We start from the raw sequence: 24,167 nt of genomic DNA, 5'->3' as shown, positions 1-24,167 counted from the left end.
GTTCCTCTCTCCAACAACAAAAACAATAAGACGGTGACTGTTATGTCCACGATGACCGCGCGCCTGAGCGCCATGATGTTCCTGCAATTCTTTATCTGGGGCGGATGGTTCGTCACCCTCGGTACGTTCCTCGCCAGTAACCTGGGCGCCAGCGGCGGGCAGATCGGCATGGCGTTCTCGACCCAGTCCTGGGGCGCGATCATCGCGCCCTTTGTGATCGGCTTGATCGCCGACCGTTTCTTCAACGCCGAGCGCATCCTCGCGGTGCTGCACCTGGTGGGCGCCGTGTTGCTGTATCAGCTGTATCGAGCGCCGGACTTCAGTACGTTTTACCCGTATGTGCTGGCGTACATGATGGTGTACATGCCGACCCTGGCATTGGTGAATTCAGTGGCGTTCCGGCAGATGAGCGACCCGGCACTTGAGTTCTCCCGCATCCGCGTGTGGGGCACCCTCGGCTGGATCGCGGCCGGTGTGGTGATCAGCTTTGTGTTTGCCTGGGATTCCCAGGCCCTGATTTCGTCAGGCGGGCTGCGCAACACCTTTCTGATGTCGGCGATTGCCTCTCTGGTGCTCGGCCTCTACAGCTTCACCTTGCCGCGCACCGCGCCACGGAAGCCTGAGGTGGGCCGCAGCGGCCTCAAGCAAATGCTCGGGCTGGACGCATTGAGTTTGCTGAAGGACCGCAGTTACCTGGTGTTCTTCATCGCCTCCATTCTGATCTGCATTCCGCTGGCGTTTTATTACCAGAATGCCAATCCGTTTCTGGCGGAGATTGGCGTGACCAACCCGACGGCGAAAATGGCCATCGGGCAGGTTTCCGAAGTGCTGTTCATGCTGCTTCTGCCGCTGTTCATTCAGCGCTTCGGGATCAAGATTGCGCTCTTGGTGGGGATGTTGGCGTGGGCCTTGCGGTATTTGCTGTTCGCCTACGGTAATAATGGCGACCTGGCGTTCATGCTGTTTACTGGCATTGCCTTACACGGTATCTGCTACGACTTCTTCTTCGTGTCCGGCCAGATTTACACCGACGCCAAGGCACCGGAGCGTTTCAGAAGCTCGGCCCAAGGGCTCATTACTTTGGCGACCTACGGCCTGGGCATGCTGATCGGGTTCTGGGTCGCAGGGCAGGTGACCGACCACTATGCGCTGTCGGGCAGCCATGACTGGAAGCACATCTGGTTGTTTCCGGCGGGGTTCGCCCTGGCGATCTTTTTCTGCTTTGCGTTGGCGTTCAAGGGGCGGCAGGCCGCGGTTGTTCAAACGACCGTCTGAACAGCCCCTTGCCCGCATTCGGCTACCAACAGCAACGACTGCGGCACCGGACTTTGCGGGTGCTGCGGCTCTTGCAGAACGGCCAGCCGAAAGCCGGCGATGTCCAGCGCATTCAGCCAGCTGGACAAGGTGCGGAAGTACCATGGCATGGGCTGCCACTGGCCCTTGAACCCGGCAAAGGTTTCTTCCCGCCAGCCATCCTGATAGTCGCCCGCCGCGACAGCCCACGGGTGCAGTGTCTGAATCACCAGCGCACCACCAGGGCCGAGCAGGGCGTTCATGGCGGCGAGCAGGGGGATGATGTCCTGGTGCAGCAAGGCGAAGTTGGCGCAGATCAGGTCGTAATCGCGGCCGATGTCCACCTTCGCCTCCACCAACTCGTCATAGCTCGCCACATGCACCTGCAACGACCCCGACGCCCGTGCCGCCTCGACCAGCGTCGCATCGCCATCTACTCCGACCGCCGTGATGCCCCGTTGAGCCAGCGCGCGCAACAACCAGCCTTCGCCGCAACCCAGGTCGAGCACGCGCTCGGGTTGGCGGCCCAGCACTGCCAACAGGATGGCCTGGTCGGTCACCGTGAGGCGGCTTTCGATGGCACCGCTGCGGATGGCTTCGATCCAGGCGTGGGCGTTATGGTGCCAGCTGTCGAGGAGGGTGGATTCGGAGGCGGCCATGTCGGTGTCTGGCGTTGTGGGTTGGATAGAAGGATAGGACAAGTATCAAGGTTGGCTGATTTCTCAGGGAGGCCCGCCAGTCAGGATCAGCTTTGGCAGAACCGAATGCGGTTGCCGAATGGGTCATGGACTTCCAGCACTTGCCCCCAGCCTTGCTGAACGATATCAGGCCGTCCGTATCCGTAACGTTTGCCCTGTAGTTCGTCGCGCAGCATTTCGATATTGTGCATCGGGACAAATATCGTCGATCCCGGGCTCGCATCGCCATGATGTTCGGAAAGGTGGAGCTGCAGACCGTTTCGGCTGATGCCCAGGTACAGCGGCAGATCTGCTTCGAACCGATGCTCGAATTCGACGCTGAAGCCTAGAAAATCAAGGTAGAACTCGCGCGCCTTGGTTTCGTCAAACATCCGCAATATCGGGATGGCTTTATCGAAGGTAATGGCGGGTTGGTCAGGTTCCTGGGAAAGCATCGCAGACGCGGTGTTCCAGTCCTTGTAGCCCAGTTGATGCGCGACCAGTTCAAGCGCGGTTGAGTGAGACGCCTCTTGATGGCGCGCCTCAAGCGAGGCACGCAGCCTCTTGGCCATCTGCTTGGCTTGTTCGATTGAAAACATCGTTCCTCCTGTAGCCAAGGCATTCTGGTGCTCGCGTTGCCAAACCTCGGCTCTCAAGAGATACGACAGGATTTGGGGGGAGAAGCAATGCTTTCACCTTTCCCTTCGGGAGCGAGCGGCGGGCAGCATCGGCCCGGGCTGATGATACACAGCGGTCAATGAGTGCGGAAGTCAGGAGCAGGCGAAACGAGAGCGTTGGCCTATTCGTTAGAAAGCACAACACCGGCGCAAGGCCGGTGTTGTGTTTTCNCGGTGTTGTGTTTTCTTCGTGGTGTACACCTCGGGTAGGAGAGAGCAGCGCTACCCGACCGTGTGCCTTAGAAGCGGTACTTCGCCGAAGCCGTAATGCTGCGCGGTGCACCGTATGTCAGGGCGCCGTAGGCATCGAAGATGTCAAAGTACTTCTGGTCGGTGACGTTGTTGGCATTCACCTGGCCCGAGAGGTTTTCCGTGAACTCGTAGCGAGCCATCAGGTTGACCAGCGCATAGGCATCCTGCTGGATTTTCTCGGAATTGCCGGCCGGGTTGAGGGCGTAGGTGTAGATCGAATCCTGCCAGTTAACCCCGCCGCCGATGGTCAGCTTGTTGAAAGCCCCTGGCAGGCGGTAGGTGGTAAAGGTGCGCAGCAACTTGGTCGGGTACAGCGTGTTGACGTCGTCGCCTTTGGCATCTTCGGCTGTGAACTGGGTGTAACCCACCGATGCATTCCAGTCCGTTGCGAGCTCGCCGGAAACTTCCAGCTCGAAACCCTTGCTGGTCGCGCCTTCACTTGCCTCGTAGGCGAAGCCGCCGACCGGGTTTGAAGGATCGATCAGCACGCCAGTGTTCTGGCCCAGATTGTCTTGTTTGATCTGGAAAACCGCCGCGGAGGCGTTCAAGCGGCCACCGAAGTACTCACCCTTCAGGCCCAATTCAGTGCTCTCGCCAACGATCGGTTCCAGTTCCTGGCCACTGCGGTCGCGTACCGATTGTGGCAGGAAGATTTCTGTGTAGCTGGCATAAGCCGAAAGGTTGTCGGTGAGGTCGTAGACAATACCTGCATAGGGTGTCAGCTCATGATCGACATCGATCTTGCTCACTTCCGAGAAGACGTCATCACTGGTCTTCTCGTACCAGCTTTCACGCGCGCCAAGGATCACTTTCAAATCGTCGGTCACATTCAGGCGGGTTGCCGCGTACAGGCCCTTCTGGCGGGTCTCGCTGTAACCGTAGTCGGTCCTCGGGCCCCATACCGGTTCTGCGAAATTACCGTTGTAGGAATCGAAATCGGCGACACCGCCAAAGCCTGTTTGCGCGTCACGTGAGTCGACGTTGAACTTCTGCTTGCTGTCCACATAACCGAAGGCCAATTCGTGCTCGCGACCCAGGAACGAGAACGGGCCATTGAAGCGGATACCGTAGTCATCCTGGGTGGTCTCGGTCTTGTAGGTCGCCGGGAACGAAGACATCGCGGAGCTGCCGTTCCTGCCTGGATTGCCGGACAGGTACAGCAGGGAAGAGTCGCCGGTGCGCTCGCCACGGTTGTAGCTCAGATTGACTTGCCAGTCGTTGGCAAAGGTGTGATCAAGATTGACGAAGTAGGTCTCGTAGGTCGTGTCCCACTTGCTCCATTTGGCGGAAGTTGACTTCGAGCGGCTCCAGTTGGTGCGGCCGCCGTCTGCGTACCAGACTGGCAGGCCACCCCACATCGGCGAGTCGGCGTTGCTTTCTTGCCGGCTCAAGCCGAACCAGAGCGTGGTGTCGGGCGTCAGGTCGATATCCATCGTGCCGTAGAGGGTCTGGCGCTTGTTCGAGTTCATGTCGATCCACGTGTCGCCCTCGTTGGTCTCCCCGACCAGCCGCGCGCGAACGGTGCCTTCCTCGTTCAGCGCCGTGGACACATCAGCCTCGACGCCGTAGGTGTCCCAGGTGCCGGCGCTCAGTTCTACAGAACCCTTCAGGTCTTTACTGTTGGCGCGCTTGCGCACCATGTTGATGGACGCGGATGGATCGCCGGCACCGGTCATCAGACCGTTGGCTCCGCGTACTACTTCAACGCGGTCATACATGGCCAGGCTGCTGAAAATTTCCCCCGAGCTCCATGGTTGCTCGTAGATGGTGGGCACGCCATCGATCATCAGCGAGTTGAGCTCAAAACCTCGGGCGTTGAACTGCGCCCGGCTGGTCTCGTAGCGGTTGACCGACACACCGGTGGCATTGTTGACCACGTCGAGGATCGTATGCAGATCCTGGTCCTGTATGCGTTGCTGAGTGATGACGCTGACCGACTGGGGCGTCTCCCGCAGCGACATGCTCAACGGCGTGGCCGTGCGTGCAGCTTCAGTCGTGTAGGAGTTGGTGTCTTCGGTGACGGCGTTGCGTTCGCGAATGGCCGTCTCCGTGATCGCGATAGGGGCCAAGGTCACAGAGCTTCCAGTCTTCGTCTGCTCAGTCTGTTCCGCCGCCTGCACGATGGGCGCAGTGATGGCGATACCGGCTGCCAGCATGTGCACTGCGAGCGCCAGGGGGCGCAAGGTCGAAGGCAAGCGCGGCGTCACGGAGGCTTGTGAACACAGGGAGATTGGGGCGGTCATGCGGACACTCATTTGATTTTGCTGTTATTGAGAATCCGTATCATACGCAATAGAAATTGATTCTGGAATAGGATTTATACTCATTTGAGATCTGTTATCAAATGTGATGCGTCCAGCGTATTGCCGTGCACGCCTGGAGGGGGCGACGCTGATCGTAGACTCAGGCTGATCGGACTGCCGTCGGAGAATGTCGGAGGCAGCAATCGATCCGAGGCAGAATCACCCCGGACCGATACGCGGCCCAAAAAGCGGCGACGTGTTTAGCACGTCAAGGCTGGCGAGACTCGCCTGTCGGGCTGCTCAAGTACATGGCCGTCACACCAACGCGCGAGAACACCAGCCACACAAACAGCAGCACACTGCAACCGATGAGGAGGGAGGCGACGCCTATCAGCGGCTCGACTGACGGGAAGCCCTTGAGTCGCAGCGTCAGTGCGCCGAGCATCACCGGGACGCCAACGTTGTACGCCCAGAATTGCGCTGCAGCCACGCGCCCTTCGGTGATGGACGGGTGGGCGGTGCCGATAATGCCGAACAGGGCCATCGACACCCATCCCAACAGATTGACATGGGCATGTACCGCGAAGAGCGAATGATCGCCGGAAGCGCCCATTGCCACGCCCAGCGTCACGCCAATGGCAAAGTAGAGGGCAGCGAGCCGAAACCAGGTCCGCGAACAGGGTGTGTGATTCATGGCATTCACCTCATGCGCCCAGAGGCGCGTTCAGTTACTGAAACAATTGATGTGAAGTCGTCGCGCGGTCGTGCGGGCGACCTCTTGTTGGTTGGATATCGAGTGTCTATTATGAGACTCGTGTCTCACGACAAGACAGGATCTCATTTACTCCATGACAAATTCGAAGTCAAGCCCGTCCAGCGGTAACGGCGATCAGGGCCGCGACAACCAGAAGCGCCGAACGCGCCAGGCGCTGATCGATGCCGCCATCGCCTTGCGCGACGAGGGCCATAACCCGACGGTTGCGCAAGTGGCCGAGCGCGCGATGGTGTCGCGCGCCACGGCGTATCGCTACTTTCCGTCGACGGAGGCGTTGATCAGCGAGACGGCGGCAGACCGTGACATGACGCCGCTGGAGCAGATCTGGCGGCCCGGGGACGATCCGGTCAAGGGCATCGGTCTGGCGGCGAACGCGCTGAACAAGCTCTTGATCGACGACGAGATCGGCCTGCACGTGATGGAGCGTTCGTTCATGACGGTGTGGCTCGAAAACGAATCCCGTGAGGCACCCCTGCGGCCGGGCCGACGCATGAGCTACATCGAGCCGATTGTCGACTCGCTGAAGGACGTGCTTTCACCCCGGGCGCGAAAGCGATTGAAGCAGGCGCTGTCGATCGTCATGGGCACCGAGGCGTTGATCGCCGTGCGCGATATCAGTCGCGCGAGCGTCGAAGAGTCACTCGACGCCGCCGCCTGGGCGGCTCGGGCACTGGTGCGTCAGGCACTGGCGGAGGAGGAAGAGGCACGACGAAAACGCAATACGACGAGCTCGCGGTCTTCTGCTCCGTGACACCGAATATCCCTAAACTGCCTGTGACCCTGGCCGATACCTATCAAACGCAAAGATGGCCAATGCTCGCAGGCCAATCGCAGACCCCAACCATTTTTCGCGACACCCTCCAAGGACGGTACTTTGAATCACGTCAACACCCACACGCCTCAAATATTCACCACCGTGTCGCCATTGGTTTGGTTGTCGGTTCTGGCAAGCGTCTTCATCGCCGGGTGTTCCAGTTCGCCCCCACCGGTCAGCCCGATCGACCGCGACCCTTGCCTGGATGACGGCCCAGTCCACAGCGCGGCCTACGATACGTGTGTGCAAGATCGGGAATTCGACAAAGCCTTGGCATACAAAGCACTTTTCGAAGATCTCGGGCCCTCTTTCCGGCAACATACACCCAAAACGCCGATGCTTTCATCGCTAGGGCACAGGCCGCCTTGGCACCGACCGGGCCATACCCTGTCGAGTTGAGCGCAGGCAAAGAGCCCGCGTGGCGCGCCGACGAGCTCACGGGAGATAACCTGCATCGGGAAATCCGGATCACGCCAAAACGGTGCGTGGAGTGATGTAAACCTGGGTACAAATCGGTGGTCAGGCCCGCCCATCACGACAATGGGCAGGCCCGTGCAACGCAGCTTTCAGCGCAAGGTGCGGAAGGCTNNGTTTAGACGCTTCAAGCCTCGCTGATCTTGCTGACGCTGGTGACCTGACCATTCCAGACCATCTCGTAATGCGCTGTTTGAATGATTGATAAAACCGGCTTGGGCGTCATCAGCGCCCAGCAATAACTGCCTTGCATACGCACCGAGTGGTAACGAATCCCTGGACAGCGCGCCTCTTTTACGGACCTGCCCAAGCGCCGCGAGTGCGTGTAGTCGTCAGGGTCATAAACCGGATCAGTCAGCGCAATGGCGGCAGCGTCTTTCATTGCCGCATCCACGAAGGCGCAGGACAACCCCCGAAACACAAACCGCTCATAATTGAGGCTCGGCACATTTGACCAATAAAGACTCTGGTGATGCCGCACCTCGGCCAGCGCCGTGTCCATGGAGTCCGCCAGGTACAACACCCCAAAACTGCCATCGCTGAACCGCGAACCCGACGGGTTGACGTGGGTAAACGGCGCCGTCGCATAAGAGCAGCCAGGGATGCCGAACGGGATTTGATCCCGGGCAATCAACTCAAGATGACCCACTTCATTCTTCAGCCGGGGATTGGTCAGCGCCTGAATCTGATACAGCACCTCAAACTCGTCCGCATCCGCCACGTCATCAAACATCGCAATCGGTGGAAACTTCGAATTGACCAGTCGATAAGCCTGCAGCTGTTCGCCAGCCAGTTCTGCCAGTTCGCTCACCGTCACCATTGCGCACCACGCAGCACGTCAATGCGCTTGAAGGTTTCATACAAGGAAATCATGTCGCCCTGAGCCATGATCTCCAGCGGACTGCGCCCATTGAAAAACTCGTTGTGGTTGGCCATCGACGGAAAGCCGTAGACGTTATCAGGGTTATCGAAGACCAGGCGCAGTGCCGCGTGAATATTGACGACGAAACTGATGCGTTGCATCTGGTCTGAATCCAGCGCCACGGACCACGAAGGATCGCGCTGCCGGGCGCGGGTGTAGGTGCTGCGGGAGATGCGCAGGATGCGACAGGCCTGATCGCTGGTGGCGCTCCACTTTTCGAGGATGCCGACAGCGGCACGCAGGCCTGTTACGCATTGGCTTTTGGTGAACGCTTGTTCCTGTAGGGGGACTGCCATGTTCACAAATCTCCTCTTGAGTCTATGGATTCAAAGATAGGTTTATTGAATCTATAGAGCAAGGCTACCTGACCAATGGACATTGCAGTCGTTATCACTGACTCAATTGAGTGTGCGGTCTGGAGGAGGGGAGAACTGGCTCCTCAAAGCGACTAACTTTCAAGCGGGTATTCCCGCGTTTGTGGGCGGGTTATGGCTATTCAAATTTTTCGGTTTGTAATGAATCGGTTACAAGTCTTGCACTGGTCTGCGGCTCGGCAACGGCATTGGCCGATCCAGGTAATGGAAAGGGCCAGGGGAACGGCAAGGGAAACCCGCAAAACGGCCAGGCCCATGGCAACCAGGGAGGCCAGGCCGGCCAAGGCAAAAACTCCGGGGGCGGCGAATGGGGTCATGGCCCGAGTATCAATCACAACAGTATTCTGGGGATTGTCGGCGGCTATCGGGACTACTGGAGCCCCGGCCCTGCGTTACCACCGGGTATCCAAAAGAACCTCGCGCGCGGTAAGCCGCTGCCTCCCGGCATTGCCAAAAAACTGGATGGCCGCCTGGTTGGCAGGCTGCCTCATTACGACGGATACGAATGGCAGCAAGCGGGGACCGATTTGATCTTGGTGGCGCTGGCCACCGGGCTGATTTATGAAGTGTTGAACGGTGCGTTTGATTAACGCTTGAATCAGCGTTCAGCCTCGCTGTGCTATTCCTCCACGCTGATACCCGATCCGCCTGACTCGCCAGGAACATCCTTCAGCTTCGGCAATCCATCCTTGATCCGCAGCACCGTCTCTTGATAGTGCACGTGAACGCCCGGCGAGTACGCGAGATCCGGAATGACCGCGGCATACACGTCAATCAGCCCCATCTCGGGGTGGTCCGTAAAGAGGTGCCCGCCACACGTCTTGCACCATTTGCGGTAGCTGCGCGGTGTCTTGTTGTAGGTGCCGATGTTGTCGGCACCCCGAGTCACTTGCACCGCGTCGGGTTTCCACAGCGTGAAGGCATTGACCGGTCCTGCTGACCAATGCCGACACGACTCGCAATGGCAATAGCCCATTGCGGCCGGTTCGCCGCTGACGGTGAACTCGACTGCGCCGCAGAAACAACTGCCTTTGTACGACCGTTCAATGCTCATGGCATGACTCCTTTATCAATGGCCGATACAGCACGGATGCCTGTCTTCACTCGTCGATGTAGTGAACCGGTATCGCTGGCGAGCGCCGCACGTGCAGTTCGAAAATGTCAGGGCGCGCGTAATGCCCGGTGACGTCGAGCGCCCGTCGCGCCGGCGCCACGAGTGCGACGTCAATGTCCGCATACAGAATGCCGGCCTCCCGATGCAAGGGGCCGGCCACAACCCGGCCTTGAGGACTGACCACCACCGAGTCGCCATCGTTGATCCATTCGTCCGGATCCGCAAACAGTTGCATACGCGCTGGAAAGTCCTCGGGAATGTCACTGCCGCGCAGCGCGGTGCCGCTGCCGAGCACCCAACAGCGGCCTTCAAGTGCAATGTGCCGCATCGTGCTGATCCAGCCTTCGCCGGTGTCGTAGGTGGGCGCGATATAGATCTCCACCCCTTGGGCATACAGGGAATAGCGCGCCAGCGGCATGTAGTTTTCCCAGCAGATCAGCGCACCGACGCGGCCGACCGGTGTATCGACCGCACGCAACCCGGATGCATCACCGAAGCCATGCACCATGCGCTCCGGATTGGTCGGCATCAGCTTGCGATGGCGGTTGAGCACTGCGCCGTCCGCACCGATAACGACTACGCTGTTATAGAGCGTGCCGCCTCCCGTAGAGCGGTCGCATTCATTGATGCCGCACACAATCGTCACGGCGTGAACCCTGGCGGCTTCGCATAATTCGCCCAGATCACCGTTGGCGATATCGACCGCGTTGGCCAGCAGCCGCGTGTGCAACTGGCCCATGACAGCCCCGTCCTTGCCCGCCGCCAGTCGCCAGATCCACGACGGGTAACCGGGAATGAACGATTCGGGCAAAACGATCAGCGAGGCGCCTGCTGCCGCCGCCTCGGCGACCGATTGCACGGCCCGGGCGATCGTCGCGCTGCGATCGAGCAGCACGGGCGGGCGCTGAATGATGGCTACCTTGGTCATGGCGTTCTCCATTGGCTTTTGGCTTTCGAAGGCTTGAGCGTGCGCGTGGCGAAGGGGCCGGGCTAGTTCAAAAAGTGAAGCGTTGCAGTTGCGGAGTCCAGGCAATGGAAGAGAGCTACGGCCAGTTCTGCACAGTCGCCCGCGGTGCTGAAGCCCTGTGCGAGCGCTGGACACCGTTGGTGGTGCGCGAGCTGCTGTGCGGCAGCAAACGCTTTAACGAACTGCACCGTGGCGTCCCCCGAATGTCCACCAATCTGCTGGCACAACGGCTACGCCATCTGGAAGACATCGGCGTCGTACACCGCACGGCCACCGGCAAAGTCTGGGAGTACAGCCTGACCGCGGCGGGCGAGGAACTGCGCCCCATCATCATGGCGCTGGGGCACTGGGGAGCGCGCTGGATCGGCAGTCGCCTGCGCGATGACCAACTCGACGCCGGCCTGCTGATGTGGGATGTGCGGCGGTTCGTGCGCATTGAGACGTTTCCGTCGCGACCGGTGGTCATCCAGTTCACGTTCCGCGACGCGCGGCCCGGCGAGCAAGCCTGGTGGCTGGTGGTGGAGCAGGGCGTGGCGGATCTATGCCGCGATGACCCGGGCCGCGAGCTGACGCTGGTCGTGGACTCCAGCGTGCGCGCGTTGACCGAAGTATGGGCGGGCGACCGCACACCGCGGGAGGTGCTTGAGTCGCAAGAGCTGCGTGTGGATGGCGCGGTGAAGGACGCGGAAAACCTGTGGCGCTGGCTGGGGACGAGTGCGTTTGCGGGGACCAGGAGGGCGGCAGTCACTCGTTAGCTTGGCGAAATAACCATCAGTGAGCGAGCGGCGCTGGCCGATCTGAGCATGATCTGACCGGCCTCAGTTCCTTATGTTGAAGACTCAGATCAAATCGTGTCGTCAGTCCTCACTGTAGAAACTTTACCCAGCCAGCAACGGCAAGTAACACGAAACAAGTCCAGCCTGAGAGAAGCCAGCGCCAGACGAGCATCCGCGGGACAAAACCCACACCTTTCACAAAGGCCACGCTCATGGCTGCGAATAATGCTGTAGCCAGCGCGTGGTCAGGCTTCCCGTCAGGAGCGGCCATCATGGGAGGATAGAGCGTGCAAGCGAGCATGATTGCTAAAGCGATCACCAAACTCGGCAAATGAAGGTGTGAGGTTGGTTGAGGGTTAGCGACGCGCGGCATCATGACAGCGTCTCGTCGTTGTCGCTCAAGGCTCGGCCAACTTCGTTCTCGCCCCACATCGCGTTCAATATAGCCAGTAGCAATGCAAAACCGACCCCCAGCATCCAGGCGAAATACCACATGTTCATTACTCCTTTGCCGGCACTAATAGGCAGAATGTTCGTTGGCTTTGATCTGTGCAACGGTGACCTTGCCCCGCATGACGCGATACGCCCACGAGGTATAAAGCACAATCAGTGGCATGAAGATCAACGCGGCCCAGAACATGATGGCCAGGCTTAAGTGACTGGCGACGCTGTCCCACACGGTAAGACTTGCCGCAGGCATCGTTGATGACGGCATGACGAACGGAAACATCGATACGCCGGCCGTGCAGATAACACCGATGACTGAAAGCGATGACGCAATAAACGCTGAAAGTGTATGGCGCGCCATCAACAGCACGGCGGCACCTGCTGCGCCGATCAATCCCAGTGCGGGCAGCAGCCACAGCAAAGGATAATGGCCATAGTTGGCCATCCAGGCTCCCGCTTCGCGCACCACGGACTTGCTGAGAATGTCAGGCAGTCCTGCCGTATCAACTACCGATGTAATGCGATAGCCATCAATCCATTGCAGCCAGATGCCGGCAACGATAAATGAACACACCAGCACGATCGCTGCACCCACCCCGCCTTTGATTGCCCTCGCCTGGATAACCCCTTCAGTGCGATGTGCCAGATAAGCACCACCTTGAAGGGTGATCATTGCGCTGCTTACAACGCCGGTGAGCAACGCGAAGGGGTTGAGCAGTTGCCAGAAGCTGCCGGTGTAGGTCGAAACCAGCAGGTCGTTAAAGTGGAACGGCACACCTTGCAGCAGGTTGCCAAACGCAATCCCGAAGACCAGAGGCGGCACTGCTCCACCCACAAAGAGTCCCCAGTCCCAAGTACTGCGCCAGGTGGAGTTGTGGATCTTGCTGCGATAGTCAAAACCCACCGGGCGGAAGAACAGCGCCCAGAGGACCAGAATCATCGCCCAGTAGAATCCGCTGAATGCGGTGGCATACACCACAGGCCACGCCGCAAACAATGCGCCACCCGCAGTAATGAACCAGACCTGATTTCCATCCCAATGCGGACCGACGGTATTGATAACGACGCGCCGCTCCATGTCATTGCGGCCGACAAAGGGCAGCAGCGTGCCGACCCCCATGTCGTGGCCATCCATGATGGCGAAGCCGATCAGCAATACACCGACCAGCACCCACCAGATAATTTTCAGGGTGAAGTAATCAAGCATGGTGGAGTTCCTTCAAATGGGCATCGTGTACATAACGGCCAGTACCGAGGCTGCCAGGACCTTGACGGGCAAACTTGACCATCAGGAACATTTCAACCACCAGCAGCACGGTGTAGAAAACGATGAATCCCGCCAGCGAGCCATAGAGGTTGTTGACGCTAAGCGTGGATACGCTCATGTGCGTCGGCAGCACGCCGTAAATGGTCCAGGGCTGGCGGCCGTATTCAGCGACGAACCAGCCCAGCTCGCAGGCAATCCATGGCGCAGGCAGCATGCAGAGCGCCCAACGCAGTAACCAGCGGCGTCGTGTGCAGGTCGACTTCAAGGTGCTCCAAAAGGCAAGTCCGAAGAGCACAAGCATGGCAAAACCTAGCGCGACCATGATCCGGAACCCCCAGAACATGGGTGTCACGCGCGGTACGGTATCGTTTACGGCCTTTTCGATAATGGCCGGCGTGGCCTGGTTGACGTCCTCGACATACTTCTTGAGCAACAGGCCAAAGCCCAGATCGGTTTTGTATTCATCGAATGTCTTCAGAGCTGCCGAATCGGTGCGATTGGCTCTGACGGCTTCAAGGGCATTGACGGCGGTAATTCCTCGGAGAATACGAGCGCGGTTCTTTTCTTTGATCTCATGAATGCCTGGAATCTGCTTGCTGACTGATCGTGTGCCAATCAGGCCCATCAGCCACGGCACTTCAACTTCCCAGTTATTTTTGGACTCGGCTTCATTAATACTGGCCACCAATGTCAGGCCCGCCGGAGCAGGCTTCGTTTCCCACATGGCCTCCATGGCTGCCATCTTGGTTTGCTGCGCCTCACCCACCGTGTAACCCGACTCGTCACCCAACACGATCACGCTCAGCACTGATGCGAGACCAAAGGCCGCCGCCACCCGGAAACTGCGTTTGGCAAACTCGACATCACGGTTCTTGAGCAAGTACCAACTGGAAATCGACAGCACAAACATCGAACCGGTGACGTAGCCGGCTGAGACGGTGTGCACAAACTTGGCCTGTGCTACCGGATTGAAAACCACTGCCCAAAAATCAACCATCTCCATGCGCATGGTGATGTAACTGAATTCTGAACCCACCGGGTTCTGCATCCAGCCATTGGCGATCAGAATCCACAAGGCTGAAAGGTTTGTACCAATCGCCATCAGCAGCGTGACCAGCAAGTGGTGCTCTTTCTTCAGACGATCCCAACCAAAAAAGAACAGGCCGATCATGGTCGATTCAAGAAAGAACGCCATCATGCCCTCGATCGCCAGTGGGGCTCCGAAGATGTCGCCGACGTAATGCGAGTAATACGCCCAGTTGGTACCGAACTGGAATTCCAGGGTGATGCCCGTAGTCACCCCCAAGGCGAAGTTGATGCCGAACAACTTGCCCCAGAAGCGCGTCATGTCTTTCCAGATAACATTACCGGTCATCACATAGACACTTTCCATGATGACCAGCAGCCAGACCATGCCAACCGTGAGCGGTACAAAAAGAAAGTGATAAAGCGCTGTGGCTGCAAACTGCAGCCGAGACAAATCCACCAGGTGTTCTGAAATCACTTGCTTGCCCCTTGAGTCGAGGTGGGTACACCGAAACGGTTTCCGATGGTGTTCGAGTCGACACTGACGTGCGAATCCCGGATGAACAGCCACCACAGCACTGTCAGCACCAGTAGCTTGATCACTACTGCTGTGAGCAGATGGCGTCGCAGTCGTTTGTCGGAAATGGTCATGACTATGCAGTTAGCACACGGCATGCCAAGGGGGGGGGAAGTAAGTTTTTATCGTTTTAAAACAGACGCTTAGATGATAATCCAGCGATGCGTGAAATGTGTTGGCAGGTCAGTGCGCTGCCAATCTGCCACGGTTGGCAGTCATTGGCAGTCTTACGGTGTGAGCACTCACTACTACGCCAAACCTTGTTCTTTCAATCGTCTGTACAAAGTACGTTCGCTAATTCCAAGGTGCTTGGCCAGTTCAGCGCGGGTACCTTTGAACGTAGCCAGTTCCTGTACCAGCGAGCTGCCATCGAAAGCAGTTGAAGTAGAGGCCTGAGCAGATGCCACCACGGATACCTGAGGCAAATGTATGGAGCGAATCACACCATCGTCAGCAAACAGACTGGCTCTTTCCAGAACATTGCGTAACTCACGGATATTGCCGGGCCAGGAAAACCGCTGCAATTGCGTCAGCGCATCAGCGTCTATTGTCAGTCGGCGCTTGCCTGAACCGGCGCGTTGCAGAAATGAATTCACCAGCAACCCAATGTCTTCAATTCGGTCGCGCAAGGGAGGTAACTGAATGGGAAAGGCGCTGATGCGGTAGTACAGGTCCTGCCTGAACTCACCTTTCTCCATCATTTTTTCCAGTGGTTTGTGGGTCGCCGCTATTAATCTGAAGTTAGCGTGAAGGGTCTCGACACCCCCGACACGGCGATAGGTGCCCGATTCGATCAGGCGCAACAGTTTCACCTGCATCGCCAGCGGAACATCGCCAATCTCATCGAGAAACAACGTGCCGCCCTGGGCCGTTTCAACCAGGCCAGGCTTACGCATGGTGGCACCGGTGAATGCTCCTTTTTCATGGCCGAACAACTCGCTCTCAAATAACGTTTCAGTCAAGCCAGAGCAATCAACGACGACAAAGGGTCCAGTGGCCCGCTCGCTGGTTTCATGTACGGCGCGGGCGAACAGTTCTTTGCCCGTACCGGACTCACCGAGCAGCAGCACCGGCAGCATTGAGGGTGCCACCCGCTGCAGCTCCGACAGGGCACGGTTAAAGGCGGGTGAACGGCCGACCAACCCTTCGTTGCTGGGCCGCGCTGATGCGCTGCGAACCAGTGTCAGACGCTCCACATAGGCAGTAATAACACCGTGCTCATCTAGAATCGGGCGCAATTCGACGTCGACATGCTCAGGACCGCGAGGCGTGTGGTGAATGTGCAAAACACGATCCGGTCCGCGCATTTCCTGCGCCTTTTTCATCGGACAGTTCTCACCCGCCTGATCACAGGGGACATCGTAATGGTGTGAGATTTGATAACACTTATGGCCGATAAAGGGCTTGTCAGCGCTGCCAAACTGCCGCTGATAGGCCGTGTTGGCAGCCAGAATGTTGTAGTCCGGATCGAGCACGATCATCGGCTGGGGTTCGTACTCAAGAAACGAAACAAGTGACTGAACTTGATCCGAGTGCGGGAGTGAGTGGGGTGGGGCGGGCAGGATAATCTTCATCGTGGCTCCTGAGAATCCATCCATCCTGTTGTGGCACTGCCACCTCTGTCAACAAGCACTGCCAATGGCAGTAAATCCAGGTGAATGTAGAAAAACTCAAACCATGCTGAAAAAAATAAACTTAATAAAATCAAATAGGTAGGAGCATATATTTGTGCGGGTAGGGCTTGGCAGACTTATTGCTATATCTGCCTCAGTGTGAGCGGCTTGGTAAAAGCCCCCTAAGGAGACAGGCCAATGAGTGTAAAACTTCACGTCGAAGGATTCTTCGATTCTGCTACCAATACCGTCAGCTATCTTGTGCTGGATGAGGCGACCCACCACTGCGCTTTGATCGACAGCGTACTTGATTACGACCCTAAGTCCGGCCACACCAGCACAACGTCTGCCGACAAGTTGATTGCGAGGGTGAAGGAACTCAATGCGAAGGTCGACTGGATTCTTGAGACTCACGTCCACGCAGACCACCTGACGGCCGCGCCCTACCTGAAGGAAAAGCTCGGTGGGAAAATAGGGATCGGCAGTCAGATTTCTACGGTACAGGAGGTGTTCGGCACGCTGTTCAATACAGGTCGCGATATGGCCCGCGATGGAAGCCAGTTCGATCACCTGTTCGTCAATGACGAGCCGTTTGCCATTGGCACGCTGCAATGCCACGCGCTCCATACACCCGGCCATACACCCGCCTGTATGACGTATGTCATCAGCGATGGGATCGAAACGGCTGCCTTCGTTGGCGATACCTTGTTTATGCCCGACTACGGTACCGCACGCTGTGACTTTCCCGGCGGCAATGCGCGCACGTTGTTCCAGTCAATCAACAAGGTGCTGAGTCTGCCGGCCAATACCTTGCTGTACATGTGTCACGACTACCAGCCGGGTGGCCGCGAGGTGCAGTTCGTCAGCACCGTTGCAGACCAGCGCGCGCACAACGTTCATGTGCGTAATGGCATCAGCGAAGAGGAGTTTGTGGCGATGCGCACAAAGCGTGATGCATCGTTGGAAATGCCGACACTCATCCTGCCATCGGTTCAGGTCAACATGCGAGCAGGGCACTTGCCCGAGCCTGAAGCGAACGGAACGCGCTACCTGAAAATCCCGCTCAACGTCGCCTGACGTTGCCTTTCCCAGAAAACGCATAAGAAAAATACCCATAACGGAGATCCTTATGGACATTCGCCACCTTGCGCCCGGACTGTCGGTATCAGAACAGATTTTCCCCAACCAATTGGCTGAACTCAAAGAAGCCGGTTTTCGCACCGTCGTGTGTAACCGTCCCGATGGCGAAGGCAGTGATCAGCCCTTGTTTGCCGAAATCAAACGAGCCGCCGAAGCGGCCGGCATCGAGGCGCACTACCTCCCCGCAGAGTCAGGCAAAGTCACTGACGAGCAAGGTATTGCCTTCGGCAAGCTCCTTGAAACACTGCCAAAGCCGGTGTTGGCCTATTGCCGTTCCGGCATGCGCTCGACAACGATGTGGGCACTGTCACAAGCGGGCCAGCAACCCCTGCCACAGATCGTCGAGACGGCCAAAAAAGCCGGGTTCGATATGAAAGGCGTCATTCGCCGGATCGCGAATCAGGGGCGCACGCCGGTCGAAGTGGCCGAGGCGCAGCATACCGTGGTCATTATCGGGGGCGGTGCGGCAGGTATCGCGACCGCTTCCAGTTTGCTGGCACGAGAACCCGGACTCGACGTTGCCATCATCGACCCGGCCGATGTGCACTACTACCAGCCTGGCTGGACACTGGTCGGCTGTGGAGTCTTCGATGCGCCACAAACTGCCCGAACGATGGGCACGACCATCCCTCGCGGTGTGCATTGGATCAAGTCGGCGGTCGCCGCTTTCGAACCCGAGAGAAATGCCGTCATTCTTGATGGGTGCAGAGTCGTCAAATACGAGCAACTGATCGTGTGCCCTGGTCTCAAGCTCAATTGGCATGCAATCGAAGGTTTGTCGGACACCCTTGGCCGCAACGGCGTGACTTCAAACTACCTGTATCAGCTTGCCCCCTATACGTGGGAACTGGTGCAGCAACTGCGTGGTGGCCGAGCCATTTTCACGCAACCGCCCATGCCGATCAAATGTGCCGGGGCGCCGCAAAAAGCCATGTACTTATCTGCCGATCATTGGAAACGTACCGGTGTATTGGACAAAGTCGAGATCGAGTTTTGCAGCGCCGGCGCGGTGCTGTTCGGAGTTCCCGACTACGTGCCCGCACTCATGGAATACATCAAGGCCTATGGTATCGACCTGAATTTCGGCAACACACTCACCAGCGTGAATGGGCCTGCACGGACTGCAACGTTCAACTGCGTCAACCCGGATGGCAGCGCCCATCTTGTTACGCGCGACTTCGATCTACTTCATGTGGTGCCACCGCAGATTGCACCCGATTTCATTCGCGTCAGCCCTCTCGCTGACGCGGCGGGCTGGATTGATGTCGACCCAGCCACTCTGCGGCATAAAACCTGGGTCAATATTCACGCGCTGGGCGACGCCACCAACACCAGCAACGCCAAGACCGCGGCTGCAGCACGCAAGCAGGCGCCCGTCGTTGCCCATAATGTGTTGGCCGCAATGGGTAAAGCCAAAGGCAGTGCCCATTACGACGGTTACGGCTCCTGCCCGCTGACGGTTGAACGCGGCAAGATCGTATTGGCTGAGTTCACCTATGGCGGCAAGGTCGCCCCCAGCTTTCCATCCTGGCTGATTGACGGTACCCGGCCATCGAGGCTGGCATGGCTGCTCAAAGAGCGGATTCTTCCACCGCTGTATTGGAAGGGAATGCTAAAGGGCCATGAGTGGATGGCGAAACCTGAGTTGGCTGACGTATGAAATCAGACCTGAAAGCAAGGAGACTGAGATGACCGTCGTCTTACTGCTCGGGCTTACTGTTGGCGTCATTCTGGCGCTGACCGGCGCCGGTGGAGGAATACTGGCTGTTCCATTACTGGTGTTTGGAGTGGGATTGAGCATGGCCGAGGCAGGGCCAATCGGTTTACTGGCTGTCGGTTTAGCCGCGACCCTGGGTGCCGTAATGGGACTCAAAAACGGCACCGTCCGCTATAAAGCGGCGCTTTTAGTTGCAGGCGCGGGGATCGTCTGTTCTCCACTTGGCCTTTGGCTGGCGCAGCGCACGCCTAACCGTCCGTTGACGATCATGTTTGCCTTCGTGCTGATGTACGTTGCGTTCCGGGTCTATCGACGATCGCTCTCTCCCTCCACGGAGTCGAAGACCCCCGTCACATCCAAACCACCGCCTTGTCTATTGGACGTGAACCGAGGAAAGATTAACTGGACGGGGCCGTGTGCATGGGCACTCACCGTTTCCGGCATTGTCGCGGGCGGGCTTTCCGGCTTGCTCGGCGTGGGCGGTGGCTTTGTGATGGTGCCGGCACTCCAGCGATACACCAATTTGACAGCGCAATCGGTGCTTGCAACGTCTCTTGCCGTTATTGCGCTGGTTTCCATTTCCGGCGTTGCTGCAAGCTCCGCAGCCGGGCATTTGCAGTGGGCGGTCGCCCTTCCGTTTTCCATTGGCGCATTGGTCGGAATGGTGTGCGGGCGTCTGATCGCTGCACGGCTGGCGGGTCCACACTTACAAAAAGGCTTCGCCGCAGTTTCCATGGTGGTGGCGGTGGCCTTGCTAGTGAAAGCTATTTAGTCATGTGCATACGTCGCCGTGACGCAAAGCAGGTGTTCGATCGCATCGGCAATCCCGCTGCATTGGCAGTCATCCACACCCTCTATCAACCATTTCGTGCCGGAGAATCTTCATGAATGTCGACTGGCTCAACTTCACCCCTTGGTCATCCCTTGCCGGTGGCGCACTGATTGGCTTGGCGGCCAGTCTATTCGTCGTCGCCAACGGGCGTATCGCAGGCATCAGCGGTCTGATCGGCAGTCTTTTACAGCGTGGGAGCGAGGGGGTGAGTGAGAAAGCACTTTTTCTCCTGGGCCTGCTCATCGCACCGATTCTATGGGGCTTGTTCGCCACGCTGCCGCAGATCGAATTCAAAACTGGCTGGTTCGGGCTGATCGTCGCCGGTGTATTGGTGGGCATCGGCACACGATACGGTTCAGGTTGCACCAGTGGCCATGGGGTGTGCGGCATATCGCGCCTTTCGCCGCGATCGATGGTTGCCACTGCGTGCTTCATGTTCAGTGGTTTCGCCACAGTGTTTGTCCTGCGTCATCTTCTGGGAGGTTGGACATGATCAAACTGAGTGCATTCATTGCGGGTCTGCTGTTCGGCTTGGGTCTGCTTCTGGCCGGCATGGCCAACCCGAGCAAAGTACTCGCTTTCCTGGATCTGACCGGTGCCTGGGACCCTTCCTTGGCGTTGGTCATGGTCGGCGCAATCGGCATAGCCATTGGCCCGCTGACCTGGGCACGCCGGCAATCCAGTTCGCTGCTGGGAAAGCCAATGCAGCTACCGATCAAACGTGAGTTGGACCCACGCCTGATTGGCGGGAGCCTGTTGTTTGGCATCGGCTGGGGAATAGCAGGCATTTGTCCTGGCCCCGCAGTGGCCATTCTGCTGACAGGACGCTGGCAAATAATCCTATTCATGTTGGCCATGCTGGCCGGCATGTTGTTGTTTACTGCGCTGGAGACCCGGCGCAACCATTGATCGGGAGATCGCCATGAAAGCGAATGTCGGAACCATTGATCGAACCCTGCGCATTGTCGCCGGTCTGCTTCTCATTGGCCTTAGTCTGTCCGGGGTGATCGGCGTATGGGGCTGGATAGGTTTAGTGCCGCTGGCCACTGGTATTTTCCGTTTCTGCCCTGTCTATACGTTGCTCGGCATCAAATCGTGCCAGTCGACCTGTTCGGGGTATTCCCGCGTTTGTGGGCGGGTTATGGCTATTCAAATTTTTCGGTTTGTAATGAATCGATCTGCGGCCGGGGCCGCTGAAGCGTGAGCGACAAACTGTCTGCCAGGTACCTGGCCTGCTGAGTCGCGGCCTCACGCGCGCGCAGGTCAACGTCTTCCCCCAGGATGGTTTTCTCCACAATCACCGAATGCACATCCGTGATGCCGACAAATTTCAGCCAGGCTTCCACGTAGGGCTTCTGGAAGTCGAAGCGCTCCGCTGGCGTGGTCGACTGCGCCGAAAAATCCAGGCCGCGGGCGTACATCACCACGGCGCGTTTGTTGTGCAGCATGCCTTCCAGGCCGCGCTCCGGGTCAACGCTGAACAGGATGTCCTTCTGCGATACCAAGTCGATGAAGTGCTTGAGTTTGTACGGGATGCTGAAATTCCACAGCGGTACGGACATCACCAATACATCGGCACGGTGCAGGTGCGCAGCCAGTTCTTTCAACGTGTTCCAGGCCTCCTGTTGCGCCGTGGTCAACGGCGTGCCATTGAGTCCGGCGTATTTGGCCTCCATCGCCAGATCATCAAATTCCGGCAGCGCCATGCTCCAGAGGTCGAGGGTGACGATTTCAGTGTCCGGGGTGTTTGCTTGATAACGTGCAATGAAACTGCGAGCGACTTCAAGGGAAGCCGAGCGCTGTTTGCGTGGAGAGCATTGAATATGCAGAAGGGTTGTCATGGCACACCTTGAATGATGAGGGCGGGGCAGGTGAGGAGCATTGCAACATAGTTGTATTTGAAATATAAATCGTAAATTCAAACACGATTAATCACGAATAAAACTATGTTCGATACGTTGCTGCTCAAGACATTTGTCACGGTTGTCGATGAAGACGGCTTCAGCCGTGCCGCCCAGAAGCTGCACCTGACTCAGTCGGCGGTCAGTGGCCACGTGCGGCGATTGGAAGAACAGATTGGAAAGCCGCTGTTGACGCGTACCACCCGTTCCCAGCAACTGACGGCCGATGGCGAGCGCCTGGTCGCTTATGCGCGCACAATCCTCGCGCTGAACCGTGATGCCTGGACAGACCTGACACGCACACCGTTTCACGGGCGGCTGCGGATCGGGGTGTCCGAAGATTTTGTCGAGTCTCGATTGCTGCGCACTGTTCAGGATTTCGCGGCGCAGTACCCCGGGATGGAAATCGAGGTGCAGGTGAACATCCCCGGTTCGTTGCTGGCGCTGATGAAGCAAGGGCAACTGGACGTGGTCATCGGTTCGTTGTGCGAAACCAGCGAAGCGGGGTTGCTGCTGTGGCAAGAGCCGCTGGTGTGGGCGGGGTCGGCGCAACCCGTCATCCGATTACCGACGCCGTTGCCGCTGGCCCTGTTCCCCGCGCCTTGCCCTTATCGCGAAGCCGCGCTGACGAGGCTGGCGCAGGCGGGAATCGCCCAACGCACGGCCATGTTGTGCAGCAGCACCGCCGGGTTGCGGGCGGCGGCACTGGCAGGCTTCGCGGTAGCGCCCATGCCACTCAGTCAGTTGGGGCAGGGACTGACGGTTATCGGGGCTGAACAAGGATTGCCGGCATTGCCGGATGCGCAATGTCGGCTGTTCGCCTCACCTGACGCGGATCAGGCGATGGTGGCAGCGGTCACTCAACTCATTGTGGAGTATTGCTCCACACGCCGGGCTTGATTGGCACAGGCGTAGCGGCATCCATTTGAGTCAGTGATTGCAAGCTGGCAATCTTGGTTGAATGGGCGCCTGTATCTCATAAATGCGGGGAATCTGTATCTATCGAGAATCCCACTGGAGCGGTACGGTCCACAGATCCTCTGTCATTGATGAGCCACCCATGGATCTAACGGATGTTCCCTTTGGTACGACCGATTGGTCGACTGTCGAACCTGTCCAGTACGCTGGACAGACGGGCACCGCCTATTGGCGAACCTGCCAGTTTGGTTCGACGCGTGTGCGGATGGTTGAATACAGTCCTGGTTATCTGGCCGATCATTGGTGCTGGAGAGGGCATATCCTGTTGTGCCTGGAAGGCGAGTTGCACACGGAACTGGAGGATGGTCGCCAGTTCACGCTTACGGCGGGGATGAGCTATCAGGTGGGCAACAACGCTGAGGGGCATCGATCTTTCAGCACCACGGGTGCGAAGTTGTTTATCGTGGATTGACTCTGGTACTGACCACGATCGGCCCATTGCAGAGTCAGGTGCTCATCGACGGACGTTTGTGGCAGCACTGTGCGGCCGTTCTGCCTGTCCAGAGTTTGACTGAACAAAATCAGAGCGTAAAAAAGCCCGGCTTGTCAGGCCGGGCTTCTTGTTGGATGCCGCAGTAAAGCCATTCATTCAGGCAGCGCGGCTTTCGATCAGACGGTCAGAACCACCTTCAGCGACGCGGTTTTCGATCAGACGGTCGGAGCCACCTTCAGCGACGCGGTTTTCGATCAGACGNTCCGAACCACCTTCAGCGACGCGGTTTTCGATCAGACGATCCGAACCACCTTCAGCGACGCGGTTTTCGATCAAACGATCCGAACCACCTTCAGCGACGCGGTTTTCGATCAGACGGTCGGAACCACCTTCAGCGACGCGGTTTTCGATCAGACGATCCGAACCACCTTCAGCGACGCGGTTTTCGATCAGACGATCCGAACCACCTTCAGCAACACGGCTTTCGATCAAACGATCCGAACCACCCTCAGCCACACGACTTTCAATCAGACGATCCGAGCCGCCTTCAGCGACAACCGGGTGAGCAGAAGAAGCGGCGAAAGCGTTAACTGCAAAAACCGAGAAAGCGATGCTGAGAAGGATTTGGCGTTTCATGATGGTGTGCTCCGGGGTGTAGTTGTTTGGTATGGAGGCGATGTTACGCCCCGGAGTTTTTTAGAGAACTTCATTGAGTTGATGGTGACTATCGATGGCGGCAATGGATGCGCCTAACGCCCGTGCCGCCGGCCATCGAACAGTCCTCGCTGCTCGTTTTATCAAGAACAGCGAAGCCTGTGCCGGTCCTCGTCCGGTCATGTCGCCTCGCTTCAAGAGGTGAGAAAGTCCTGATAGTTGGC

General features: G+C 58.0%; 28 protein-coding genes and 1 pseudogene. 12 read left to right on the top strand and 17 right to left on the bottom strand.

What is annotated here, in order from left to right; translation table 11 throughout:
* The first annotated feature begins 42 nt into the window (after positions 1–42).
* Positions 43–1,275, top strand: a complete 1,233-nt coding sequence (locus tag B7L09_RS04565) for a nucleoside permease (protein WP_094467895.1) — start codon at positions 43–45, stop codon at positions 1,273–1,275.
* Here the strand turns inward: B7L09_RS04565 and B7L09_RS04560 are convergent.
* The 4 genes from B7L09_RS04560 to B7L09_RS04545 form a co-directional block, all read right to left on the bottom strand.
* Positions 1,260–1,952: a class I SAM-dependent methyltransferase gene (locus B7L09_RS04560; protein WP_094467894.1), complete on the bottom strand. Its 693-nt coding sequence runs from the start codon at positions 1,950–1,952 to the stop codon at positions 1,260–1,262. The genes B7L09_RS04565 and B7L09_RS04560 overlap by 16 nt on opposite strands.
* Positions 1,953–2,038: 86 nt before the next feature.
* A complete protein-coding gene (locus B7L09_RS04555) occupies positions 2,039–2,569 on the bottom strand; it encodes a glyoxalase superfamily protein (protein WP_094467893.1) in 531 nt (176 codons plus the stop codon).
* Positions 2,570–2,886: 317 nt separating this feature from the next.
* Positions 2,887–5,142, bottom strand: coding sequence for a TonB-dependent siderophore receptor (locus B7L09_RS04550; protein ID WP_094467892.1), 2,256 nt, complete (start codon positions 5,140–5,142; stop codon positions 2,887–2,889).
* Positions 5,143–5,410: 268 nt separating this feature from the next.
* Complete coding sequence (locus B7L09_RS04545; protein ID WP_094467891.1) at positions 5,411–5,836, bottom strand: hypothetical protein; 426 nt, start codon at positions 5,834–5,836, stop codon at positions 5,411–5,413.
* 154 nt (positions 5,837–5,990) lie between these two features.
* Between B7L09_RS04545 and B7L09_RS04540 the strand changes: the two genes are divergently transcribed.
* On the top strand, positions 5,991–6,668 hold the full coding sequence (locus tag B7L09_RS04540) for a TetR/AcrR family transcriptional regulator (protein ID WP_094467890.1): 678 nt from the start codon (positions 5,991–5,993) through the stop codon (positions 6,666–6,668).
* Between the two features lie 664 nt (positions 6,669–7,332).
* Here B7L09_RS04540 and B7L09_RS04535 read toward each other — a convergent pair.
* Positions 7,333–8,025: an RES family NAD+ phosphorylase gene (locus tag B7L09_RS04535; protein ID WP_094467889.1), complete on the bottom strand. Its 693-nt coding sequence runs from the start codon at positions 8,023–8,025 to the stop codon at positions 7,333–7,335.
* Positions 8,019–8,423, bottom strand: a complete 405-nt coding sequence (locus tag B7L09_RS04530) for an antitoxin Xre-like helix-turn-helix domain-containing protein (protein WP_094467888.1) — start codon at positions 8,421–8,423, stop codon at positions 8,019–8,021. The genes B7L09_RS04535 and B7L09_RS04530 overlap by 7 nt, the downstream gene beginning before the upstream one ends.
* 179 nt (positions 8,424–8,602) lie before the next feature.
* On the opposite strand from B7L09_RS04530, the gene B7L09_RS04525 reads away from it, so the two are divergent.
* Entirely contained in the window at positions 8,603–9,091 is a 489-nt protein-coding gene (locus B7L09_RS04525) for an anti-virulence regulator CigR family protein (RefSeq protein WP_094467887.1), read from the top strand.
* 29 nt (positions 9,092–9,120) lie between these two features.
* Here B7L09_RS04525 and B7L09_RS04520 read toward each other — a convergent pair whose 3' ends face one another.
* Together B7L09_RS04520 and B7L09_RS04515 are read right to left on the bottom strand one after the other, a co-directional pair.
* The gene (locus tag B7L09_RS04520) at positions 9,121–9,555 is read right to left on the bottom strand and encodes a GFA family protein (protein WP_010459220.1); all 435 of its coding nucleotides are present in this window, start codon (positions 9,553–9,555) and stop codon (positions 9,121–9,123) included.
* 46 nt (positions 9,556–9,601) lie between these two features.
* Positions 9,602–10,543 carry a carbon-nitrogen hydrolase family protein gene (locus tag B7L09_RS04515; RefSeq protein WP_010459222.1) on the bottom strand — a complete coding sequence of 314 codons (942 nt, stop codon included), beginning with the start codon at positions 10,541–10,543 and terminating at the stop codon, positions 9,602–9,604.
* Positions 10,544–10,647: 104 nt separating this feature from the next.
* Here B7L09_RS04515 and B7L09_RS04510 point away from each other — a divergent pair, with 104 nt between their 5' ends.
* Entirely contained in the window at positions 10,648–11,337 is a 690-nt protein-coding gene (locus tag B7L09_RS04510) for a winged helix-turn-helix transcriptional regulator (RefSeq protein WP_010459223.1), read from the top strand.
* Between the two features lie 109 nt (positions 11,338–11,446).
* On the opposite strand, the gene B7L09_RS04505 is transcribed toward B7L09_RS04510, so the two are convergent.
* The 6 genes from B7L09_RS04505 to B7L09_RS04485 form a co-directional block, all read right to left on the bottom strand.
* A complete protein-coding gene (locus B7L09_RS04505; RefSeq protein WP_010459225.1) occupies positions 11,447–11,734 on the bottom strand; it encodes a cyd operon YbgE family protein in 288 nt (95 codons plus the stop codon).
* Complete coding sequence (gene cydX, locus B7L09_RS04500; RefSeq protein WP_010459227.1) at positions 11,731–11,853, bottom strand: cytochrome bd-I oxidase subunit CydX; 123 nt, start codon at positions 11,851–11,853, stop codon at positions 11,731–11,733. Before cydX ends, B7L09_RS04505 begins: the two co-directional genes overlap by 4 nt.
* A 22-nt stretch (positions 11,854–11,875) precedes the next feature.
* A complete protein-coding gene (gene cydB / locus B7L09_RS04495; RefSeq protein WP_010459229.1) occupies positions 11,876–13,012 on the bottom strand; it encodes a cytochrome d ubiquinol oxidase subunit II in 1,137 nt (378 codons plus the stop codon).
* Entirely contained in the window at positions 13,005–14,576 is a 1,572-nt protein-coding gene (locus tag B7L09_RS04490) for a cytochrome ubiquinol oxidase subunit I (RefSeq protein ID WP_010459231.1), read from the bottom strand. The genes cydB and B7L09_RS04490 overlap by 8 nt, the downstream gene beginning before the upstream one ends.
* Complete coding sequence (gene cydP / locus B7L09_RS32640) at positions 14,573–14,749, bottom strand: cytochrome oxidase putative small subunit CydP (protein WP_010459233.1); 177 nt, start codon at positions 14,747–14,749, stop codon at positions 14,573–14,575. Before cydP ends, B7L09_RS04490 begins: the two co-directional genes overlap by 4 nt.
* A gap of 174 nt (positions 14,750–14,923) precedes the next feature.
* Positions 14,924–16,249 (bottom strand): sigma-54 interaction domain-containing protein, encoded by a 1,326-nt coding sequence (locus B7L09_RS04485; RefSeq protein WP_042932153.1) that lies wholly within the window; start codon positions 16,247–16,249, stop codon positions 14,924–14,926.
* Between the two features lie 237 nt (positions 16,250–16,486).
* Here B7L09_RS04485 and B7L09_RS04480 point away from each other — a divergent pair, with 237 nt between their 5' ends.
* The 6 genes and pseudogenes from B7L09_RS04480 to B7L09_RS04455 form a co-directional block, all read left to right on the top strand.
* Positions 16,487–17,365 carry an MBL fold metallo-hydrolase gene (locus tag B7L09_RS04480; protein ID WP_010459238.1) on the top strand — a complete coding sequence of 293 codons (879 nt, stop codon included), beginning with the start codon at positions 16,487–16,489 and terminating at the stop codon, positions 17,363–17,365.
* Between the two features lie 52 nt (positions 17,366–17,417).
* Positions 17,418–19,088 (top strand): bifunctional protein tyrosine phosphatase family protein/NAD(P)/FAD-dependent oxidoreductase, encoded by a 1,671-nt coding sequence (locus B7L09_RS04475; RefSeq protein ID WP_010459240.1) that lies wholly within the window; start codon positions 17,418–17,420, stop codon positions 19,086–19,088.
* A gap of 28 nt (positions 19,089–19,116) precedes the next feature.
* Complete coding sequence (locus tag B7L09_RS04470; RefSeq protein WP_010459242.1) at positions 19,117–19,917, top strand: sulfite exporter TauE/SafE family protein; 801 nt, start codon at positions 19,117–19,119, stop codon at positions 19,915–19,917.
* A gap of 112 nt (positions 19,918–20,029) precedes the next feature.
* Entirely contained in the window at positions 20,030–20,470 is a 441-nt protein-coding gene (locus tag B7L09_RS04465; RefSeq protein ID WP_010459244.1) for a YeeE/YedE family protein, read from the top strand.
* Entirely contained in the window at positions 20,467–20,886 is a 420-nt protein-coding gene (locus B7L09_RS04460) for a DUF6691 family protein (RefSeq protein ID WP_010459246.1), read from the top strand. Before B7L09_RS04465 ends, B7L09_RS04460 begins: the two co-directional genes overlap by 4 nt.
* A 13-nt stretch (positions 20,887–20,899) precedes the next feature.
* Positions 20,900–21,082, top strand: a pseudogene (locus B7L09_RS04455) (YgaP family membrane protein); the annotation flags it as partial.
* Positions 21,083–21,122: 40 nt separating this feature from the next.
* On the opposite strand, the gene B7L09_RS04450 reads toward B7L09_RS04455, so the two are convergent.
* On the bottom strand, positions 21,123–21,818 hold the full coding sequence (locus tag B7L09_RS04450) for an FMN-dependent NADH-azoreductase (RefSeq protein ID WP_094467886.1): 696 nt from the start codon (positions 21,816–21,818) through the stop codon (positions 21,123–21,125).
* 105 nt (positions 21,819–21,923) lie between these two features.
* Here B7L09_RS04450 and B7L09_RS04445 point away from each other — a divergent pair, with 105 nt between their 5' ends.
* Both B7L09_RS04445 and B7L09_RS04440 read left to right on the top strand, forming a co-directional pair.
* The gene (locus B7L09_RS04445; RefSeq protein ID WP_094467885.1) at positions 21,924–22,778 is read left to right on the top strand and encodes a LysR substrate-binding domain-containing protein; all 855 of its coding nucleotides are present in this window, start codon (positions 21,924–21,926) and stop codon (positions 22,776–22,778) included.
* Positions 22,779–22,938: 160 nt separating this feature from the next.
* A complete protein-coding gene (locus tag B7L09_RS04440; protein WP_010459253.1) occupies positions 22,939–23,268 on the top strand; it encodes a DHCW motif cupin fold protein in 330 nt (109 codons plus the stop codon).
* 177 nt (positions 23,269–23,445) lie between these two features.
* Here the strand turns inward: B7L09_RS04440 and B7L09_RS04435 are convergent, their stop codons facing one another.
* Both B7L09_RS04435 and B7L09_RS32125 read right to left on the bottom strand, forming a co-directional pair.
* A complete protein-coding gene (locus tag B7L09_RS04435; RefSeq protein WP_094467884.1) occupies positions 23,446–23,925 on the bottom strand; it encodes a phage infection protein in 480 nt (159 codons plus the stop codon).
* Positions 23,926–23,985: 60 nt separating this feature from the next.
* A partial coding sequence (locus tag B7L09_RS32125; RefSeq protein WP_217902002.1) for a hypothetical protein occupies positions 23,986–24,167 on the bottom strand: 182 nt, incomplete at its 5' end.

This window comes from Pseudomonas mandelii, assembly GCF_002251635.1.
In the GTDB taxonomy this organism is placed as follows: Bacteria; Pseudomonadota; Gammaproteobacteria; order Pseudomonadales; family Pseudomonadaceae; genus Aquipseudomonas; species Aquipseudomonas mandelii_B.
This window is presented reverse-complemented; position numbering and strand designations above follow the sequence as displayed.

Coding starts and splice junctions, on each gene's coding strand:
- B7L09_RS04480 (WP_010459238.1), top strand. CDS start 16,487: ATGAGTGTAAAACTTCACGTCGAAGGATTCTTCGATTCTGCTACCAAT.
- B7L09_RS04440 (WP_010459253.1), top strand. CDS start 22,939: ATGGATCTAACGGATGTTCCCTTTGGTACGACCGATTGGTCGACTGTC.
- B7L09_RS04505 (WP_010459225.1), bottom strand. CDS start 11,734: ATGATGCCGCGCGTCGCTAACCCTCAACCAACCTCACACCTTCATTTG.
- B7L09_RS04475 (WP_010459240.1), top strand. CDS start 17,418: ATGGACATTCGCCACCTTGCGCCCGGACTGTCGGTATCAGAACAGATT.
- B7L09_RS04485 (WP_042932153.1), bottom strand. CDS start 16,249: ATGAAGATTATCCTGCCCGCCCCACCCCACTCACTCCCGCACTCGGAT.
- cydP (WP_010459233.1), bottom strand. CDS start 14,749: ATGACCATTTCCGACAAACGACTGCGACGCCATCTGCTCACAGCAGTA.
- B7L09_RS04545 (WP_094467891.1), bottom strand. CDS start 5,836: ATGAATCACACACCCTGTTCGCGGACCTGGTTTCGGCTCGCTGCCCTC.
- B7L09_RS04515 (WP_010459222.1), bottom strand. CDS start 10,543: ATGACCAAGGTAGCCATCATTCAGCGCCCGCCCGTGCTGCTCGATCGC.
- B7L09_RS04520 (WP_010459220.1), bottom strand. CDS start 9,555: ATGAGCATTGAACGGTCGTACAAAGGCAGTTGTTTCTGCGGCGCAGTC.
- cydB (WP_010459229.1), bottom strand. CDS start 13,012: ATGCTTGATTACTTCACCCTGAAAATTATCTGGTGGGTGCTGGTCGGT.
- B7L09_RS04530 (WP_094467888.1), bottom strand. CDS start 8,423: ATGGCAGTCCCCCTACAGGAACAAGCGTTCACCAAAAGCCAATGCGTA.
- B7L09_RS04510 (WP_010459223.1), top strand. CDS start 10,648: ATGGAAGAGAGCTACGGCCAGTTCTGCACAGTCGCCCGCGGTGCTGAA.
- B7L09_RS04535 (WP_094467889.1), bottom strand. CDS start 8,025: ATGGTGACGGTGAGCGAACTGGCAGAACTGGCTGGCGAACAGCTGCAG.
- B7L09_RS04540 (WP_094467890.1), top strand. CDS start 5,991: ATGACAAATTCGAAGTCAAGCCCGTCCAGCGGTAACGGCGATCAGGGC.
- B7L09_RS04450 (WP_094467886.1), bottom strand. CDS start 21,818: ATGACAACCCTTCTGCATATTCAATGCTCTCCACGCAAACAGCGCTCG.
- B7L09_RS04470 (WP_010459242.1), top strand. CDS start 19,117: ATGACCGTCGTCTTACTGCTCGGGCTTACTGTTGGCGTCATTCTGGCG.
- B7L09_RS04550 (WP_094467892.1), bottom strand. CDS start 5,142: ATGACCGCCCCAATCTCCCTGTGTTCACAAGCCTCCGTGACGCCGCGC.
- cydX (WP_010459227.1), bottom strand. CDS start 11,853: ATGTGGTATTTCGCCTGGATGCTGGGGGTCGGTTTTGCATTGCTACTG.
- B7L09_RS04445 (WP_094467885.1), top strand. CDS start 21,924: ATGTTCGATACGTTGCTGCTCAAGACATTTGTCACGGTTGTCGATGAA.
- B7L09_RS04465 (WP_010459244.1), top strand. CDS start 20,030: ATGAATGTCGACTGGCTCAACTTCACCCCTTGGTCATCCCTTGCCGGT.
- B7L09_RS04460 (WP_010459246.1), top strand. CDS start 20,467: ATGATCAAACTGAGTGCATTCATTGCGGGTCTGCTGTTCGGCTTGGGT.
- B7L09_RS04555 (WP_094467893.1), bottom strand. CDS start 2,569: ATGTTTTCAATCGAACAAGCCAAGCAGATGGCCAAGAGGCTGCGTGCC.
- B7L09_RS04565 (WP_094467895.1), top strand. CDS start 43: ATGTCCACGATGACCGCGCGCCTGAGCGCCATGATGTTCCTGCAATTC.
- B7L09_RS04560 (WP_094467894.1), bottom strand. CDS start 1,952: ATGGCCGCCTCCGAATCCACCCTCCTCGACAGCTGGCACCATAACGCC.